A 19258-nucleotide genomic window follows, 5' to 3' on the forward strand; every position below is an offset into this window, starting at 1 on the left:
ATCTGAACCGAAGCACTTCCTCACTGCTTACTTCGTCCAACTCTTTGATTATCAAGGAGTTTTCCGTTTCGTCTGCGCCGGAAGTGGGGCGAATTATAGACAGTTCCAGAGGGGCGTCAATACCTTTTTCATTAAATTGTCATATCGGTCAGAAATAGCCCTGAAAGCAAAGGGGCGAGCCTTGCGGCCCGCCCCTTGCGCTTAGTCATTACAAACTTGGGAACGCGAACTGCGACGCCTCATGGCTCGCACGCTGAGGCCAGCGCTGAGTGATTGCCTTACGCCGAGTGTAGAAACGCACGCCATCCGGACCGTAGGCATGCAGGTCGCCAAACAACGAACGCTTCCACCCGCCGAAGCTGTGGTACGCCACGGGAACGGGCAATGGCACGTTGACGCCGACCATCCCCACTTCAATCTCGTCACAGAACAGACGCGCAGCTTCACCATCCCGAGTAAAGATGCAGGTGCCGTTACCGTATTCGTGATCGTTGACCAGTTGCATGGCCTGCTCAAGGCTATTCACTCGGACAATGCACAGCACCGGCCCGAAGATCTCTTCTTTATAGATGCGCATCTCGGGAGTGACCTGATCGAACAGGCAGCCACCCAGGAAGAAACCATCTTCATGGCCCGACACCGTCAAGCCACGGCCATCGACCACCAACCTGGCGCCAGCGCCAACGCCGTCTTCTACATAACCAGTGACTTTGTCGCGGTGCTGGCCGGTTACCAATGGGCCCATGTCCAAACCACAAGAAGTACCTGCACCGATCTTCAGCGCTTTGATCTGAGGAACAAGCTTGGCCACCAGAGCATCGGCAACCTGATCACCGACACAGACCGCTACGGAGATCGCCATGCAGCGTTCACCGCACGAACCGTACGCTGCGCCCATCAATGCGCTGACAGCGTTATCCAGATCCGCGTCAGGCATCAGTACGGCGTGGTTCTTCGCGCCGCCCAGCGCCTGGACTCGCTTACCGCGGGCAGTCGCTTCTTTATAGATGTACTCGGCAATCGGAGTAGAGCCGACGAAGCTCAGCGCTTTGACTTCAGGCGCTTCGATCAGTGCATCCACCGCAGCCTTGTCGCCGTGCACCACGTTCAACACGCCTTTTGGCAAGCCGGCTTCGTGCAGAAGCTGTGCGATCAGAAGCGTAGAACTTGGGTCGCGCTCGGAAGGCTTGAGGATGAAGCAGTTGCCGCAGGCGATCGCCAGTGGGTACATCCACAGCGGCACCATGGCCGGGAAGTTGAACGGCGTGATGCCGGCCACAACACCCAAAGGTTGAAAGTCGGACCATGCGTCTATGTTCGGGCCGACGTTGCGGCTGTATTCGCCTTTGAGAATTTCCGGGGCCGCGCTGGCGTACTCAACGTTCTCGATCCCGCGCTTGAGCTCGCCCGCAGCATCTTCCAGAGTTTTGCCGTGCTCTTCGCTGATCAACTGCGCAATGCGCGCTTCGTTCTGCTCCAGCAACTGCTTGAAGCGGAACATGACCTGCGCACGCTTGGCAGGAGGCGTATTGCGCCACGCCGGGAACGCCGCCTTGGCTGAGTCGATCGCTTGCTGCACGGTTTCGCGGCTGGCCAATGGAACCTTGTGAATCGCCTGACCGGTCGATGGGTTGAAGACGTCAGCGGTACGGCCAGTGTCGCTGACCAACTCGCCGTGGATCAGGTGCTGGATGGTGCTCATGCGTTAACTCCGAAAAAAGTTTGCCCGCAGGCGCTACCGAAGTCGCGCCTGTTAATAGTAAGAGGAGATCAGTCGACCTGGTTGAGCGCTTCGCCCACGGCGTCAAACATGCGGTCCAGATCTTGCGGTGTGCTGTTGAAGGTTGGCCCGAACTGCAGGGTGTCTCCGCCAAAGCGCACATAGAAACCGGCTTTCCACAGCTTCATCGCTGCTTCGAACGGACGCACGATGGCGTCACCATCACGGGCAGCGATCTGAATCGCGCCAGCCAGCCCATAGTTGCGGATGTCGATGACGTTCTTGCTGCCCTTGAGACCATGCAGCGAGTTCTCGAAGTGCGGCGCTGTTTCAGCGACCTGCTGCACCAGATTTTCGCGCTGGAGGATATCCAGTGCCGCGAGGCCGGCGGCACAGGCCACTGGATGCGCCGAATAGGTATAGCCGTGAGGGAATTCAACCGCATATTCCGGCGTCGGCTGATTCATGAACGTCTGATAGATCTCGCTGCTGGCAATCACTGCGCCCATTGGAATGGCGCCGTTGGTGACCTGCTTGGCAATACACATCAGATCTGGGGTCACGCCGAAGCTGTCAGCACCGAACATCGAACCGGTACGACCAAAACCGGTAATGACTTCGTCGAAGATCAGCAGGATATTGTGCTGGTCGCAGATTTCACGCAGGCGCTTGAGATAACCCTGCGGCGGAACGATCACACCGGCAGAACCGGCCATTGGTTCGACGATTACCGCTGCGATATTTGACGCATCGTGCAGCTCGATCAATTTGAGCATTTCATCGGCCAGCGCGATCCCGCCCTGCTCAGGCATGCCGCGAGAATAGGCGTTGCTGGCGAGCAAGGTGTGAGGCAAATGATCGACATCCATCAATTGGCCAAACATCTTGCGGTTGCCGTTGACGCCACCCAGGCTGGTGCCCGCGATGTTCACACCGTGATAGCCACGAGCACGACCAATCATTTTGGTCTTGGTGGCCTGGCCTTTCAGGCGCCAGTAGGCACGTACCATCTTCACCGCAGTGTCCGCGCACTCGGAACCGGAGTCTGTGTAGAACACGTGGTTCAAGCTGCCGGGCGTCAGGTCGGTGATCTTTTCCGCCAGCTGGAAAGACAGCGGATGGCCGAACTGGAAAGCTGGGGAATAGTCGAGGGTGCCCAGTTGCCTGGAGACCGCTTCCTGGATTTCCTTGCGAGTATGGCCAGCGCCACAAGTCCACAGACCGGACAAACCGTCATAGATCTTGCGTCCCTTGTCGTCTGTCAGATAGCTGCCTTCTGCCGCAACGATCAGTCGCGGATCGCGCTGGAAATTGCGGTTGGCGGTGTAGGGCATCCAGTGGGCATCGAGCTTGAGCTGGCTTGCCACAGACATATCAGACGATTCGGGCATGTTCATTGGAATTAACCTCACAAGGGTGTGGGTGGCCTGTCTTCATATCTCTTGAACAGCGGCATGAAGCAGGTCCGGGTTGCAGCTACGTTGCCACGGGCATAAAGTCGGGAAAATCCTGCTTTTATGATCTTTAGTTGGCCGATTACTAAACTATGAGCACTCGCCGTTCCGACCCGCTGGCACAAGTCAGCGACTTTGATATCCGCCTGCTGCGCATTTTTCGAAGCGTAGTCGAATCAGGTGGCTTCTCCGCAGCAGAGAGCGCTCTGGGTATTGGCCGCTCTGCCATCAGTCAACAAATGAGCGATCTGGAGCAACGTCTCGGACTGCGCCTCTGTCAGCGCGGCCGAGCGGGGTTTTCGCTGACAGTAGAAGGCCGTGAGGTTTATCAGTCGTCGCTGCAGTTGCTGAGCGCGCTTGAAAGTTTTCGTACAGAGGTTAACGGCCTCCACCGACATTTGCGCGGTGAGCTGAACATCGGCTTGACCGATAACCTCGTCACCCTCCCCCACATGCGCATCACTCATGCGCTGTCGCAATTGAAAGAGCGCGGGCCGGATGTGCACATCAACATTCGGATGATCGCCCCCAATGAAGTCGAGCAAGGTGTGCTCGATGGCAGCCTGCATGTCGGCGTCGTGCCGCAGGCAAGCGCTCTTTCAGGTCTGGAGTATCAGCCGCTCTACAGCGAACGTTCGCTGTTGTACTGCGCAGTTGGCCACCCTCTTTTTTATGTGGATGACGCGCAATTGCCCGATGAGCGGCTTGCGGAGCAAGAGGCTATCGCGCCGACGTTCCGTTTGCCGACCGAAATCCAGGCCCACTACCAGGCACTCAAATGCACCGCCAGTGCTTCGGATCGAGAAGGCATGGCGTTTTTGATTCTGACCGGTCGCTACATCGGCTATCTGCCGGACCACTACGCAAGCTTCTGGGTGCAGCAAGGACGCTTGCGGGCATTGAAACCACAAGCGCGCTTTTATGATTTGAGCCTGGTGACCGTGACGCGCAAGGGACGCCGCCCTCATTTGGTGCTGGAGAGTTTCCTGGAAAGTCTGGACGCCACACGATGAAGCCTTCAATGCCTTCAAAGGCAAGTTCGAAAGCACACCGAACGCGTTAAAAAAACCAATAAGCATCTGTTTTAAAAAGATATTCACTTAAAGGATCTATAACTACCTGATCAGTTGGACAGGTTTTTGCAATGCAGGTGATGTCGGTGCAATGTCTCAGTGGTTCCCACAAGCGCGCGCCCGACTTGGCCAACACAAAAACCGAGAGTCCAGCATGCAGCCTGAAGCGCCAGACAATAACGACCTGATCTACGGCCTCAATGACAGACCCACCCCCGCACCCGCCATTCTCGCGGCCGTCCAACATGTCCTCGCAGCTTTCGTAGGGATCATCACGCCGCCACTGATCATTGGCTCGGCTCTGGGCCTGGGCGCTTACCTGCCCTACCTGATCAGCATGGCGCTGATGGTATCCGGCGTAGGCACTTTCATTCAGGCACGTCGTCCGTTCGGCATCGGCGCCGGGATGATCTGCCTGCAAGGGACCAGTTTTGCGTTTCTCGGCGCGGTTTTGTCCGCCGGCTTTATGGTCAAGCAACGCGGCGGCAGCCCAGAAGACATCATGGCAATGGTGTTTGGCGTGTGTTTCTTCGGTGCCATCGTGCAGATCGTGCTCAGCCGCTTCATCGGCCAGTTGCGGCGCGTCATCACCCCGCTGGTGACCGGCATCGTCATCACCCTGATCGGTGTCAGCCTGATCAAAGTCGGAGTGACTGATCTGGGAGGCGGTTTCAACGCCCCCGACTTTGGCGAACCGGTGAATCTGGTACTCGGCGTATTCGTGCTGCTGGTGATCATTCTGCTCAACCGCTCGAACACGCCCTGGGTTCGTCTTTCGGCGATCATCATCGGGCTGGCGGTTGGCAGCGTCGCTGCGTGGTTCAGCGGGAAACTGGTGCCGCACTCCATCAGCGATGTGGCATTGATCAGCATCCCTACGCCATTCCGCTTCGGTTTCAGCTTCGATTGGGCGGCTTTCTTGCCGGTCGCGCTGATTTATCTGATCAGCAGCATCGAAACCGTAGGCGACCTGACGGCCAACTGCATGCTCTCTCGCGAACCGATCAAGGGTCCGAGCTACATCGCGCGTCTCAAAGGCGGCGTGCTGGGTGATGGCGTCAGCTGCATGATCGCCGCAACCTTCAGCGCGTTCCCCAACACCACATTCGCCCAGAACAACGGGGTGATCCAACTGACTGGCGTCGCCAGCCGCTATGTAGGTCTCTACATCGGAGCGATCCTGTTTCTCCTCGGACTTTTCCCGGTGATCGGTGCGATTCTTCAACAGATCCCGAAACCGGTGCTCGGCGGCGCCACCCTCGTGATGTTCGGCAGCGTCGCAGCGGCAGGCGTTCGTATCCTCGCGCAATCACCATTGGATCGACGCAGCATGCTGATCATTGCGACGTCGTTCGGCGTCGGGCTGGGCATAGCCGCGCAACCGACGCTGCTCCATCACTTGCCACAGTTGGTACAAAACTTGTTTGATTCGGCCATCACCAGTGGCGGGCTCACAGCGATCGCGATGTGCATTCTGTTGCCGGAACGCAACGAGGCCAGCGCAGCAAAAAAGCCGGAAATCGAAGCCCTTGAGCACTAATTTCCACGGCCAACGCTTGTCGGATCGTCACGGGTGCGTTATCTGTTCAACCCGTCGCACCCAATGATCCGTCTGGAACCGCACATGACCCTTGAAGTCCCCGCTCACAGCGTCAGCGCCACTAAACCGGCGAGCCGTATTCGTCAGAAGAATGAAGAAACGATCATGAAGGCTGCCGAAGACGAGTTCGCTCGACACGGGTTCAAGGGCACCAGCATGAACACGATCGCGCAGAATGCAGGGCTGCCCAAGGCCAATCTGCACTACTACTTCACCAACAAGCTGGGGCTGTACATCGCGGTCCTGAGTAACATCATTCAGCTGTGGGACAGCACCTTCAACAATCTGAAGGTCGAGGACGATCCAGCCCAGGCACTGAGTCATTACATCCGCGCCAAAATGGAGTTTTCCCGGCGCCAGCCACAGGCCTCGCGGATTTTCGCGATGGAGATCATCAGCGGCGGCGAATGCCTGAACGAGTATTTCAGCCAGGATTACCGACAGTGGTTTCAGGGACGCGCCTCGGTGTTTCAGGCGTGGATCGATGCAGGCAAGATGGACGCGGTCGACCCGGTGCACCTGATTTTCCTGCTCTGGGGTAGCACGCAGCATTACGCCGACTTCGCCACTCAGATTTGCCAGGTTACCGGCCGCACACGCCTGACCAAGCAGGACATGGAGGAAGCCGGAAACAATCTGATCCGAATCATTCTCAAGGGTTGCGGGCTCACGCCACCGATCTGATACTCAAGACCCAAGCGTCTGGCTGGAACCGTCAATGCCCTCTACCCTCCTCGGCCCTTGCGAATTTCGTGAAGAGATTCGCAAGAGCCGTTTCATCACCCTCGCCGCTCCCATCAATAGCCCGGCTGACGCCCAAGCGTTTATCGAGCAAAACAGCGACCTCGATGCGACGCACAATTGCTGGGCCTGGAAACTGGGGGCGCAATACCGCAGCACTGATGATGGCGAACCCGGCGGCACAGCAGGCAGGCCGATTCTTGCGGCCATCGAAGCTCAGGATTTCGACCAAATCGTGGTACTGGTGATTCGCTGGTATGGCGGCATTCAACTGGGCACCGGCGGACTGGCCAGGGCCTACGGCGGTGGCGCCAACAAATGCCTGCAACGGGCTGAACGTAGGGCGCTGATCAACCGCGTCTCGCTGGCATTTGAGTGCACCTTCAGCGAACTGGCATTGGTTAAATTGCGCCTGGGCGAACTGAACGGTCTGGTAGAGAACGAGAACTTCATGGCCAACGGCGTGGAGTTGTCGATCGCGCTTGGCCCCGAGCAGATTGCAATCTTTCAGCGCCAGCTTTCCGATATCAGTCGCGGACGCATTGTCCTGCAACCGCAAAGTGACAACTGAGGCACCGTTTTTTATCCAGCCCGGCTATTCAGAGGTTGCCCACATCTACTGTGCATCCGCCTGTGGACAAGCTGAGCACATTCATGTGCAGGCCTTGATTCATATGGGCTTTACGACTTTGATCGTTTTTTGATCAACTCAGTTATCCACTGCACAAATAAGCCGTAAAACAGCAAGTTAGCCTCCCTTATCGCGACTCGGTCCTACTTTGTCCGGGCTTATGCCAGGGTTTGTGGGTTGCGCACATTAACTGTGGAGCAACCTGTGGATAACAAGTGCAAGGCTTCCCACAGTGCCGGGGATATCTCGCTCCGTGGCGACTGGTCATTTTTCATACAAAATTATTGAACCAAAATGACTCGGTGTTGAAATACTTCGCTCGGTGGTGGTGCTCCGTTGACCACAACGATGGCCAATTCCTGCGGGAGGCTGTCTTCCAAGCGTTAGCTGTTCCGTCGCAAAACCGCCGGCGGGCTGTGCCAATGGCGACTTACTGCGTGCCCAGCCTTGATCGCGATAAAAAACCTGACCAGCTGGCCAAGAAATTGCTAAGTGCAGTGGCGATCCACTTTTCCCGAGCCAGTCATGTCCAACACAACGACTCATGCGCGGCTGCAACTGCGCCACATCACCAAACGATATCCGGGGTGTCTTGCCAACGATGCCATCGACCTGAGCATTCAGCCGGGGGAAATCCACGCATTGCTCGGCGAGAACGGCGCGGGCAAAAGCACGTTGATGAAGATCATCTACGGCGTGGTTCAACCTGACGCCGGCCAGATCATCTGGCAAGGTCAAGCGTTGACGATGCGCAACCCCGCCCAGGCTCGAGAGCTGGGCATCGGTATGGTGTTTCAACATTTTTCGCTGTTCGAGACCCTGACCGTCGCGCAGAACATCGCACTGGCAATGGGCGCCTCTGCGGGTACACCCAAGCAACTGGAACCGCGGATTCGTGAGGTCTCGCAGCGTTACGGGATGGCCGTGGAACCTCAGCGGCTGGTTCACAGCCTGTCCATAGGCGAAAGGCAGAAAGTCGAAATCATTCGCTGCCTGATGCAGGACATCCGGTTGCTGATCCTCGATGAGCCGACCTCGGTGCTCACGCCGCAAGAGGCCGACGATCTTTTCGTCACTCTGCGTCGACTGGGAGATGAGGGCTGCAGCATTCTGTTCATCAGCCACAAGCTGGGTGAGGTTCGCGCGTTGTGCCACAGCGCCACCGTTCTGCGCGGCGGCAGGGTCTCAGGGCACTGTGTCCCTGCCGAATGCAGCGATCTGGAGTTGGCGCGGCTGATGGTTGGAGACGCAGAAGGACTGGTCGCTCACTACCCGAAGACAGAGGGCGCAGCCCCTTTTCTGCAAGTGGAAAGACTCTCCTGGCATAACCCCGACCCGTTCGGCTGCTCGCTCAAGGATCTGGATCTGCAGGTGCGTAGCGGCGAAATCGTCGGCATCGCAGGTGTCGCCGGTAACGGACAGGATGAGTTGCTCGCGTTGCTCAGCGGCGAACAAACCTTGCACCGCTCGCAGGCGCAACACATTCGTTTTGGAGACCTGGCTGTTGCTCATTTACGACCGGACGCCCGACGCAAACTGGGCCTGACCTTCGTGCCTGCCGAACGTCTTGGGCACGGGGCAGTGCCGGAAATGAGCCTTGCGGACAACGCCCTGTTAACCGCTTTCCAGCAAGGCCTGGTCAGCAAGGGGCTGATCCAGCGCAGCAAGGTTCTGGAGTTGGCAAACACCATCATCGAGCGCTTCGCGGTCAAAACGCCCGATGCGCAGACCGCCGCACGCAGCCTGTCGGGCGGCAACCTGCAGAAATTCATCCTGGGTCGCGAAATACTGCAAAAGCCGAAACTGCTGGTCGCGGCGCACCCGACCTGGGGCGTGGACGTTGGCGCAGCGGCAGCCATTCATCGCGCGCTGATCGCTCTGCGTGACGCAGGTGCGGCAATTCTGGTGATTTCCGAAGACCTCGATGAACTGTTTCAGATCAGTGACCGTATTGGCGCATTGTCGAGCGGACAACTGTCGGCACTGGTGCCCGCAGCGCAAACCTCGCAGGTGCAGGTCGGCGGTTGGATGGCCGGGCAATTCGACGCCGATCGCTCCTATCAACCTGCCTGCGCGCCGCTCACTTAAAGGAGGCTACGATGTTGCTTTCACTGGAACCGCGCGGACAAGAATCGCGCGCCATGTTATGGTTTTCCCCGCTGCTCGCGGCCATTCTGACCTTGATCTCGGGCTCGCTGCTGTTCGTTGCGCTTGGACTCGACCCGCTATTGACCCTGCACACATTGTTGATTGCGCCGGTCAGCGATCTGTATGGCTTGTCAGAATTAATGGTCAAGGCGCTGCCGATCCTGCTCTGCGCACTGGGGCTCGCCGTCGCCTACCAGGCACGAATCTGGAACATCGGCGCCGAAGGTCAGCTGTTGATCGGTGCACTGGCCGGGAGCGCGGTGGCCGTCAACGTCATCGACGTCGATAGCCGCTGGGTGTTAGCGCTGATTCTACTGATCGGCATTGCTGCGGGTGCCGCGTGGGCGGGCCTGACTGCCTGGCTGCGCACGCATTTCAATGCCAACGAAATCCTCACCAGCATCATGCTCAATTACATCGCGCTGAACCTGCTGCTGTATTTCGTACATGGGCCGCTGAAAGATCCTGCAGGCATGAACTTCCCCGAGTCAGCCATGTTCGGCGATGCCAGTCGTCTGCCGCTGCTGACCGAAGATGGTCGCGTCCACGCCGGGGTGTATTTCGCGCTGCTAGCCCTGGTTGCGGTCTGGGTCTTGTTGCAACGCAGCTTCGTCGGTTTTCAGATCAAGGTGCTGGGGCTGGACAAACGCGCGGCCGGATTAGTCGGTTTTCGTGAGAAACGTCTGGTCTGGCTGGCATTGCTGATCAGCGGCGGTCTTGCCGGCTTGGCTGGCGTCTGCGAAGTGGCCGGCCCGATCGGTCAACTGGTGCCTCAAGTGTCGCCGGGTTATGGCTACGCGGCGATTACGGTGGCATTTCTCGGCCGGCTCAACCCCATCGGCATTCTGTTCTCGAGCCTGCTGATGGCGCTGTTGTATCTGGGGGGTGAAAGCGCGCAGATGACCCTCAATTTGCCACAAGCCATTACGCAGCTGTTTCAGGGGATGATGCTCTTCTTCCTGCTGGCCTGCGATGTGCTGATTCTCTACCGCCCGCGCCTGAAGCTGCGCTGGGCTCGCCGCCAGATGGCCGCTGTGCCAGGAGCCGTGTGATGGATATCGATCTGCTGAGTAACATTCTCTTCGCAACCGTACGCTGCGGCACTCCGCTTCTGCTGGTGGCGCTGGGTGAGCTGGTCTGCGAGAAAAGCGGCGTACTCAATCTGGGCCAGGAAGGCATGATGCTGTTCGGTGCGGTGATCGGTTTCATCGTGGCTTTGAGCACCGGCAGTCTTTGGCTCGGCGTGTTGCTGGCGGTACTGGCGGGCATGCTGCTGTCTTCGCTGTTCGCACTGGTGGCGCTGGTGTTCAACGCCAATCAGGTGGCCACCGGTCTCGCATTGACGATCTTCGGTGTAGGACTCTCGAGTTTCGTTGGCGCCGCCTGGGTCGGCAAGCCGCTACTGGGTTTCGAACCCTTGGTTGTTCCTTATCTGAGCGACATTCCGCTGATCGGGCGGATGCTCTTCGCGCAGGACATTCTCGTGTATCTCTCCTTCGCACTGTTCGCTTTAGTGGCATGGACGCTTCTGAAAAGCCGTGTGGGTTTGGTGATTCAGGCTGTAGGAGAAAACCCTAACGCAGCCAGTGCGATGGGGCTTCCGGTGCTGTTCGTGCGCACGCTGGCCGTTCTGTTCGGTGGCGCCATGGCGGGTTTGGCAGGCGCTTATCTGTCCTTGGCCTATACGCCGATGTGGGCGGAAAACATGAGCGCGGGCCGCGGCTGGATTGCCTTGGCGCTGGTGGTGTTCGCCAGCTGGCGTGTCTGGCGTCTGCTGTTGGGTGCCTATCTTTTTGGCTTTGCGAGCATCTTGTATCTGGTGGCTCAGGGCGTTGGTCTGGCGATTCCTTCCAACTTGTTGGCGATGTTGCCGTATGTCGCGACGATCATGGTGCTGGTGTTACTGTCGCGAAATGCCCTGCGCACCCGACTGTATGCACCGGTTTCTCTGGGGCAGCCCTGGCAGTCGGGGCACTGACTCAGAGCCGAGAATGACCGTTGCGCCGGGAAAACCAAATTCCTGGGGTCCGGCGCGGTCAATTCTGCTGACGCTGCCTCGTTTCGTTTCGTTTTTCTAGGAGTTGCATCATGCCTGCCAAAAAAACCGCATTGATCATCGGCGCTTCCCGTGGCCTAGGGCTCGGGCTGGTCAAGCGCCTGACCGAGCAAGGCTGGGAAGTCACTGCAACCGTTCGCGATCAACACAATGCCGACGATCTCAAAGCAGTTCCCGGCGTTCACATTCAGACGCTGGACATGGACGAGCAATCGTCGCTGGAAGTGCTCACTCATAACCTCAAGGATCAGGTATACGACCTGCTGTTCGTCAACGCAGGCGTGACAGGTCCCAGACACGACAACCCGACCGACGCCACCGCCGGCGAACTCGGCCAGTTGTTCCTGACCAACGCCGTTGCCCCGATTCGGCTGGCCAAACGCTTCGTCGATCACATCCGCCCCAAAACCGGCGTCATCGCATTCATGAGTTCAGGCCTGGGCCGAGTCACCAGCCCCGGCTCACCTGAGCTTGCGCTGTACAAGGCGAGCAAGGCCGCACTCAACTCGATGACCAACACGTTCGTCACTCAACTGGGCGACAACAAACCCACCGTGCTGTCGATTCACCCCGGCTGGGTACGCACCTCCATGGGTGGAGAAGGCGCCGACATCGATGTAGAAACCAGCGTAAAGGGGATGGTCGAGCAGGTGGAGCGGTTCGCGGGGGAAGGCGGACACCATTTCGTGAATTACAAGGGGGAGACGATTCCTTGGTGAACGGAGACCTCTGACTCTTTGAGGCCCAAATTGGCAAGGGCCTCACACCCTGCCCCTCTCGCCCGTTTCCTACCCACTAAATCCGCGTTTACACCTCAACGAACATCCAGACGTCGGTTGTGCGTGTTATCGATGCCGATAACACTTGTGCATATCGAGCCTGGATGCAAAATATGAAGCCTGTAAAATTTTTAGGCGACTCACTGGAGCAGATACGAGCCTTCCCCGGCCCCGCACAATCAATCGCGGGTTTCCAATTGGACCGGATACAACGTGGAGTGGAAGCCGAGGACTGGAAGCCCATGACGTCGGTTGGCTCAGGAGTCCGGGAAATCAGAGTAAGGGAAACGTCGGGAGCGTTTCGTGTCATCTATCTGGCGACTCTGGCGGATGCGATTTATGTGTTGCACGCATTCCGTAAAACGACCCAACAGACCGAAAAGCGGGATATCGACCTTGCTGCGGCCCGGTTGCGTGACTTGATGAGAGGTAAGACATGAACGAAGAACAGGTATTTGCCAGTGTCTGGGATGCTCTCGCGGACACGCAACAGCAAGCAGCACATCTGAAGGTCAGGTCCGGGCTGATGATCGAGCTTAACGAGCGCATCAAACACTGGCCGGGTAGCGATACGGAAAAAGCACAAAGGCTCAAGATCACAAAGCCCCGCTTCTCGAACCTGAAATCGGGCCGGGTAGATCTGTTCAGCCTTGATGCGCTGGTAGATCTGGCCGCCAGCGCAGGCCTTGTCGTCTCGATGCATCTGGTCGCCGCCTGAATCGACGCAATACTTGATCGAAAGGTCAACTCGCCTCTACACTTCGCACCTTCGCCTCGCGGCTCCTTTTGAAGCCGCGGCGACCCTGGATCAGCAGACAGGGCAACACTGAGCTGGCGACCTGAACCCCACTTTCAGAGGAGCCGGCCAATGCCTGCGATCCGTATCTGGTTGAAAAATCCCCTTGCTGTGTTCACCGCCAACGACCTCGATGCTCGAGGCGGGCTGGTGGTACAAGGCGGTGTGATCGTTGAAATGCTTGCCGCGGGCCAGTCTCCTGCACAGCCTTGCGATCAGGTCTTCGATGCCCGCGAACATGTGTTGCTGCCGGGCATGATCAACACCCATCACCATTTTTATCAAACCCTGACCCGCGCCTGGGCGCCTGTCGTCAATCAACCGCTATTTCCGTGGCTGAAAACGCTGTACCCGGTGTGGGCGCGTCTGACGCCGGAAAAACTGGCGCTGGCCACCAAGGTTGCGCTGACCGAGCTGTTGTTATCTGGCTGCACCACCGCCGCCGATCACCATTATCTGTTTCCGGACGGGCTGGAAAACGCCATCGACGTTCAGGTGCAAAGCGTTCGCGAACTGGGCATGCGGGCAATGCTGACGCGCGGTTCGATGAGTCTGGGCGAGGCCGATGGTGGCCTGCCGCCGCAACAGACCGTGCAACAAGGCCACGTCATTCTCGAAGACAGTCAACGCTTGATAGACACCTATCACGAACGCGGCGATGGCGCGCAGATCCAGATCGCCCTGGCGCCCTGCTCGCCGTTTTCGGTGACCACCGAAATCATGTCCGAAAGCGCCGTGCTGGCGGACAAACTCGATGTTCGTCTGCATACCCATCTGGCCGAGACGCTGGATGAGGAGGATTTCTGTCTGCAACGGTTTGGCCTGCGCACCGTGGATTATCTGGACAGCGTCGGCTGGCTCGGCCCACGTACCTGGCTGGCTCACGGTATTCATTTCAACGAACAGGAAACCGCCCGACTGGGCGAGGCTGGCACCGGGATCTGTCACTGCCCGAGTTCGAACATGCGTTTGGCCTCGGGTATCTGTCCGACGCTGGACCTGATCGCCGCTGGCGCGCCTGTCGGACTGGGCGTGGATGGATCGGCGTCCAACGATGCCTCGAACATGATTCTGGAGGCCAAGCAGGCGCTTTATCTGCAACGGCTGCGATACGGCGCGGAGAAGATCACTCCGGAGCTGGCTTTGGGCTGGGCCACCAAAGGTTCGGCGAAGCTGTTGGGTCGCAGTGACATCGGTGAGCTGGCCGTGGGCAAACAGGCTGACCTGGCGCTGTTCAAACTGGATGAGCTGCGGTTCTCGGGCAGCCATGACCCGTTGTCGGCGATGTTGCTGTGCGGGGCCGACCGGGCTGATCGCGTGATGATCGGCGGTCAGTGGCGGGTGATCGATGGGCAGGTTGAGGGGCTGGATCTGAAGGGCTTGATCGCCGATCACCGGCAGGCTGCGGCGGAGTTGATCAAGGGCTAGCGCAAGGCTTGCTGTAGCAGCCCGGCCGATCGGCGTTCCGTTTGCCGGCGGTAGCGATATGGCTTATGCCACCGCCGGCAAGCCGGACTGCCAGATGATATGTGCGAGAACCCGGGTCAGGTTACAACCCCAACAGCGACAGCATCACGAACGTCGCAAACAGCACGAAGTGGGTCATGCCTTCGATGGCGTTGGTTTCACCGTCGTTGAGGTTGATCGCGCTGACCAGCAAGGTGACGAAGATCATCACGGTCTGCACCGGCGTCATCGCCATCTGGAACGGCTGGCCGGTGTACAGCGCCATGGCTTCCATCACTGGTACCGTCAGGATGACTGTGGATAACGAGGCGCCCAACGCGACGTTCACCACCGACTGCATCCTGTTCGCCAGTGCAGCGCGTAATGCCGTCAGAATCTCGGGGGCCGCCGAAATAGCGGCCACCAGGATTGCAGTCATCACCGGCGGCGCGCCGCTGCCTTCCAGTCCCAGGTCTACGGTTTTCGACATCACCTCGGCCAATGCGCCGATGATGATCACGCCGAAAACCAGCGTGCCGATGGAGAGTGGCAAGTTAACAGGCTCGCTCGGCTGCTCCGGCTGATCCTTACGCCGCTTCTTGTCCGGATAGCTGTAACTGAAGAAATAGCTGTGCGGCCCGACCTGCATCCGCAGAAACAATGCGTACAGCAGAATCATTGCGCCAATGGTGAAGGCCGAGTAGACCTTCCATTTCGACTCGGGAATGAATTCCGGCACCACCATTGAAACGGCCATCGCGGTGAGAATCATCACGCTGTAGGAGCGCGCCGAATCGTCGTTGTAGGACTGTTCGCCATGCTTGAGACCGCCCATCAATGCCGCCAGGCCAAGAATACCGTTGATGTCGAGCATGACCGCCGAGTAGATCGTGTCGCGCACCAGCGTCGGTGACGGCTCGTTGCTCATCATGATCGCCAGGATCACCACTTCCACCAGCACCGCCGACAGCGTGAGGATCATCGTGCCGTATGGGTCGCCGACTTTTTCGGCCAGCAGCTCGGCGTGGTGGGCCACACGCATGGAGGCGCAGACGATAAACATCACCAGCGCGATGCCAGCGATCAGGGCGACAGTGTTGCCGTGGCTGAGCAGTTGATGCTCGAAGGGGTAGGCGAAGCAGGTTGCGATCACCGCCAACAGAAGAAACTTTTCTTGCTTGAGAATCGTGCCCATCGCTGCCTTTTAGCCTTTGCGACCCAGGCCGCACATCCATGAAGTATTAACCGCTCAAGCGGTTGAGAGTGCTGGTTGTAAATAAAGGTTTCAAGACAGCAGCAATCAACCATCATTCTCTACGCTCGGTAAGCAGTGCGACACGCCGGCGGCGGCGATCTCATCGGTCACTCCGCCGGCAAGCCGTGCCGCTACAGAGTGAGTAGTCCTGCACCGGTTCGCGGCGTCTCCCTTCCCCTGCGCACCGTCCCTGAACACGCTGATCCCCTGACAGAGACCTTGCCATCAGAAGAATCCCGCCGCACAACGAGACCTGTCTTATTGGTCAGCTTTTTGCATTGAGTCGAACGCCCCGCCCAGACGGCCCGGCCCACAAGACCAAAGGAGCTCGACCTGCATGCTTTCCACCCTTCACTCACGTCGTCCGCTTAAAAAACTGATGTGCGCCATCGCCGCTGTCGTTGGCCTGAGTTCAAGCCTGATGGCCGCTGCGGCCGATCCCCTGAAAGTCGGTTTCGTCTACATCGGCCCTATCGGCGACCACGGCTGGACCTATCAGCATGAGCAGGGTCGTCAGGCCATGGCCAAGGCGCTGGGCGACAAAGTGACCACCAGTTTCGTCGAAAACGTACCGGAAGGCGCAGATGCCGAGCGGGTCATCCGCAACATGGCGAAGGGCGGTTATGACCTCGTCTTCACCACCTCGTTCGGCTACATGAACCCGACGCTTAAAGTCGCAAAGCAATTCCCCAAAGTGACCTTCGAGCACGCGACTGGCTACAAGCAGGACAAGAACATGGGCACGTATCTGGCCCGCACTTATGAAGGTCGCTACGTCGGTGGCTTCCTCGCGGCGAAGATGACCAAGACCAGGAAGATCGGTTATGTCGCCTCGTTCCCGATTCCGGAAGTGTTGCGTGACATCAACGCGATTCAATTGGCGCTGAACAAGTACAACCCGGGCACCGAAATCAAGGTGGTGTGGGTCAACTCCTGGTTCGATCCGGGCAAGGAAGCGGACGCCGCCAACGCGCTGATCGATCAGGGGGTCGACGTGGTCTTCCAGCACACCGATAGCCCGGCACCGATTCAGGCGGCAGAACGCCGTGGCGTTTATGCAGTGGGTTATGCCTCGGACATGGCGCACTTCGGCCCGAAAGCGGTGCTGACTTCCATCGTCAACAACTGGGGCCCGCATTACATTCAGGCTACCCAGGCAGTCATTGATGGCACGTGGAAATCCCAGGATTACTGGGGCGGTTTGAAGGAAGGGACGGTTGAGCTGCCGATCAGCGATCTGGTGCCTGCTGATGTGAAAGGCGAAGCACAGAAGATCATCGCCGATATTGAAAGCGGCGCGTTCCATCCATTCACCGGCCCGATCAAGGATCAGACCGGCGCCGTGAAGATCCCGGAAGGCAGTATTGCGACCAATGCCGAACTGGCATCCATGAACTATTACGTTGAAGGCGTGAAGGCGGATTTGCCGAAGTAAGGCAATCACAGCAATTAACCCGGTAGCAGCCTGGCTTGCCAGCGGTGGATATTTTGACAGCGCCGCCGCCCGCATCCCATCCTGCTACAGGGCGACATTTACCTTGTCTGGAGCCCGCATGAACCCGCTTCCCGTCATCGACATTTCCCCGCTCTACGCCAACGATGATCAGGCCTGGCATGACGTTGCCCGGCAGATCGATGCGGCCTGCCGCCAGTGGGGATTTTTCTACATCAAGGGTCACCCGATCAGCGCCGAGCGTATCGAACAGGTGATCGGAAATGCCCAACGGTTTTTCGCCCAACCCATGGATGAAAAACTCAACATCGACATCACCCAAAGCCAGCATCATCGCGGGTATGGAGCCATCGCCACCGAGCAACTGGACCCCAACCTGCCCAGCGATCTGAAAGAGACCTTCGACATGGGTCTGCATCTTCCGGCGGATCATCCTGACGTGGTCGCCGGAAAACCACTGCGCGGCCCTAATCGTCACCCCGACCTGCCGGGCTGGCAAAGCTTGATGGAGCAGCATTATCTGGACATGCAGGCATTGGCGCTGACCTTGTTACGGGCCATGACCCCGGCTCTGGGCATCGAACGTGACTTCTTCGATCAACGCTTCGAACAACCGGTCAGTGTGTTGCGAATGATCCATTACCCACCCCGCCACACTGCCACCAGCGAACAGCAACAAGGCGCTGGCGCGCACACTGATTACGGTTGCATCACGTTGCTTTATCAGGATGTCGCCGGTGGCCTGCAAGTGCGCGACGTTCGCGGCCAGTGGGTGGATGCGCCACCCATCGACGGCACGTTCGTGGTCAATCTCGGCGACATGATGGCGCGGTGGAGCAACGATCAGTACGTCTCGACGCCGCACCGGGTGATCAGCCCGTTGGGAGTCGACCGTTACTCGATGCCGTTTTTCGCCGAACCGCACCCGGACACGCGCGTCGAATGCCTGCCGGGCTGCGCCGACGACCAGCATCCGCCGCTGTATCCACCCACCACCTGTGCCGAGTTTCTGCTGTCACGGTTTGCTGATACTTACGCCTACAGAAGAGACCAGGAAGCCGAGGTCTGAACCGTCCGGTCAGGTTTTTAACCAGCCGTCACGCTCGACTCTGTAGAATGCCCACCATTGCACCTGATGAGAAAGCACATGTACGACTGGTTGAACGCCCTGCCCAAGGCTGAATTGCACCTGCATCTGGAAGGCTCGCTGGAGCCGGAGTTGCTGTTCGCCCTGGCTGAACGCAACAAGATCGCCCTGCCCTGGAACGACGTCGAAACCCTGCGCAAGGCTTATGCCTTCAATAACCTTCAGGAGTTTCTCGACCTTTATTATCAGGGCGCGGACGTACTGCGAACCGAGCAGGACTTCTACGACCTGACCTGGGCCTACCTGCAACGTTGCAAGGCGCAGAACGTCATTCACACCGAACCCTTCTTCGATCCGCAGACCCACACTGATCGCGGCATCCCCTTCGAAGTGGTGCTCAACGGCATCTCCAGCGCCTTGAAAGATGGCAAGGAGCAGTTGGGAATCGGCAGCGGCCTGATCCTCAGCTTCCTGCGCCACCTGAGCGAAGAAGAAGCTGAGAAAACCCTCGACATGGCCCTGCCGTTTCGCGACACCTTCGTCGCGGTCGGTCTGGACAGTTCGGAAATGGGTCATCCACCGAGCAAATTCAAGCGCGTATTCGACCGCGCTCGTGGCGAAGGCTTCCTGACCGTGGCCCACGCTGGCGAAGAAGGCCCGCCCGAGTACATCTGGGAAGCGCTGGACCTGCTGAAAATCCAGCGGATCGACCACGGTGTGCGAGCCATCGAAGACGAGCGGCTGATGCAGCGCATCATCGATGAGCAGATCCCGTTGACGGTCTGCCCGCTGTCCAACACCAAGCTTTGCGTGTTCGATCACATGAGCCAGCACAACATCCTCGACATGCTGGAGCGCGGGGTGAAGGTCACCGTGAACTCCGATGACCCGGCGTATTTCGGTGGGTATGTGACCGAGAACTTCCACGCGCTGCACGAACACCTGGGCATGACTCAGGATCAGGCGAAACGCCTGGCGCAGAACAGCCTGGACGCACGTCTGGTAAAACCGTAGAACGG

17 protein-coding genes are annotated in these 19258 nt (G+C 58.4%); 14 read left to right on the forward strand and 3 right to left on the reverse strand.

What is annotated here, in order from left to right; all coding sequences use genetic code 11:
* Positions 1 to 208: 208 nt before the first annotated feature.
* Complete coding sequence (locus BWR59_RS15215) at positions 209 to 1702, reverse strand: CoA-acylating methylmalonate-semialdehyde dehydrogenase (protein ID WP_081566474.1); 1494 nt, start codon at positions 1700 to 1702, stop codon at positions 209 to 211.
* Between the two features lie 68 nt (positions 1703 to 1770).
* Positions 1771 to 3117: an aspartate aminotransferase family protein gene (locus BWR59_RS15220; protein ID WP_081566475.1), complete on the reverse strand. Its 1347-nt coding sequence runs from the start codon at positions 3115 to 3117 to the stop codon at positions 1771 to 1773.
* Positions 3118 to 3266: 149 nt separating this feature from the next.
* Here BWR59_RS15220 and BWR59_RS15225 point away from each other — a divergent pair, with 149 nt between their 5' ends.
* The 11 genes from BWR59_RS15225 to BWR59_RS15275 all read left to right on the forward strand — a co-directional run bounded on the left by BWR59_RS15225 (position 3267) and on the right by BWR59_RS15275 (position 14426).
* On the forward strand, positions 3267 to 4187 hold the full coding sequence (locus tag BWR59_RS15225; protein ID WP_081566476.1) for a LysR family transcriptional regulator: 921 nt from the start codon (positions 3267 to 3269) through the stop codon (positions 4185 to 4187).
* Between the two features lie 214 nt (positions 4188 to 4401).
* Entirely contained in the window at positions 4402 to 5787 is a 1386-nt protein-coding gene (locus BWR59_RS15230) for a nucleobase:cation symporter-2 family protein (protein WP_081566477.1), read from the forward strand.
* Positions 5788 to 5871: 84 nt separating this feature from the next.
* Entirely contained in the window at positions 5872 to 6531 is a 660-nt protein-coding gene (locus BWR59_RS15235) for a TetR/AcrR family transcriptional regulator (protein ID WP_081566690.1), read from the forward strand.
* A gap of 34 nt (positions 6532 to 6565) precedes the next feature.
* Positions 6566 to 7159, forward strand: a complete 594-nt coding sequence (locus BWR59_RS15240; protein WP_081566478.1) for a YigZ family protein — start codon at positions 6566 to 6568, stop codon at positions 7157 to 7159.
* Between the two features lie 585 nt (positions 7160 to 7744).
* Positions 7745 to 9307, forward strand: a complete 1563-nt coding sequence (locus BWR59_RS15245) for an ABC transporter ATP-binding protein (protein WP_081566479.1) — start codon at positions 7745 to 7747, stop codon at positions 9305 to 9307.
* Between the two features lie 11 nt (positions 9308 to 9318).
* Positions 9319 to 10419, forward strand: a complete 1101-nt coding sequence (locus BWR59_RS15250) for an ABC transporter permease (protein ID WP_081566480.1) — start codon at positions 9319 to 9321, stop codon at positions 10417 to 10419.
* Positions 10419 to 11345, forward strand: a complete 927-nt coding sequence (locus BWR59_RS15255) for an ABC transporter permease (RefSeq protein ID WP_081566481.1) — start codon at positions 10419 to 10421, stop codon at positions 11343 to 11345. Before BWR59_RS15250 ends, BWR59_RS15255 begins: the two co-directional genes overlap by 1 nt.
* A 110-nt stretch (positions 11346 to 11455) precedes the next feature.
* The gene (locus BWR59_RS15260) at positions 11456 to 12142 is read left to right on the forward strand and encodes an SDR family oxidoreductase (RefSeq protein ID WP_081566482.1); all 687 of its coding nucleotides are present in this window, start codon (positions 11456 to 11458) and stop codon (positions 12140 to 12142) included.
* 164 nt (positions 12143 to 12306) lie between these two features.
* Positions 12307 to 12642: a type II toxin-antitoxin system RelE/ParE family toxin gene (locus tag BWR59_RS15265; RefSeq protein WP_218191213.1), complete on the forward strand. Its 336-nt coding sequence runs from the start codon at positions 12307 to 12309 to the stop codon at positions 12640 to 12642.
* On the forward strand, positions 12639 to 12920 hold the full coding sequence (locus tag BWR59_RS15270; RefSeq protein ID WP_081566484.1) for an XRE family transcriptional regulator: 282 nt from the start codon (positions 12639 to 12641) through the stop codon (positions 12918 to 12920). Before BWR59_RS15265 ends, BWR59_RS15270 begins: the two co-directional genes overlap by 4 nt.
* A gap of 150 nt (positions 12921 to 13070) precedes the next feature.
* Entirely contained in the window at positions 13071 to 14426 is a 1356-nt protein-coding gene (locus tag BWR59_RS15275; protein WP_081566485.1) for an 8-oxoguanine deaminase, read from the forward strand.
* A 121-nt stretch (positions 14427 to 14547) separates the two neighbouring features.
* On the opposite strand, the gene BWR59_RS15280 is transcribed toward BWR59_RS15275, so the two are convergent.
* On the reverse strand, positions 14548 to 15639 hold the full coding sequence (locus BWR59_RS15280) for a calcium:proton antiporter (RefSeq protein WP_081566486.1): 1092 nt from the start codon (positions 15637 to 15639) through the stop codon (positions 14548 to 14550).
* Positions 15640 to 16036: 397 nt separating this feature from the next.
* On the opposite strand from BWR59_RS15280, the gene BWR59_RS15285 reads away from it, so the two are divergent.
* From BWR59_RS15285 to BWR59_RS15295, 3 genes are all read left to right on the forward strand, one after another.
* Positions 16037 to 17134, forward strand: coding sequence for a BMP family ABC transporter substrate-binding protein (locus tag BWR59_RS15285; protein ID WP_081566487.1), 1098 nt, complete (start codon positions 16037 to 16039; stop codon positions 17132 to 17134).
* A gap of 118 nt (positions 17135 to 17252) precedes the next feature.
* A complete protein-coding gene (locus BWR59_RS15290; RefSeq protein WP_081566488.1) occupies positions 17253 to 18221 on the forward strand; it encodes a 2-oxoglutarate and iron-dependent oxygenase domain-containing protein in 969 nt (322 codons plus the stop codon).
* Positions 18222 to 18299: 78 nt separating this feature from the next.
* Positions 18300 to 19253 carry an adenosine deaminase gene (locus tag BWR59_RS15295; RefSeq protein ID WP_081566489.1) on the forward strand — a complete coding sequence of 318 codons (954 nt, stop codon included), beginning with the start codon at positions 18300 to 18302 and terminating at the stop codon, positions 19251 to 19253.
* Positions 19254 to 19258 lie beyond the last annotated feature (5 nt).

The organism is Pseudomonas sp. Bc-h (genome assembly GCF_002080045.1).
GTDB lineage: Bacteria > Pseudomonadota > Gammaproteobacteria > Pseudomonadales > Pseudomonadaceae > Aquipseudomonas.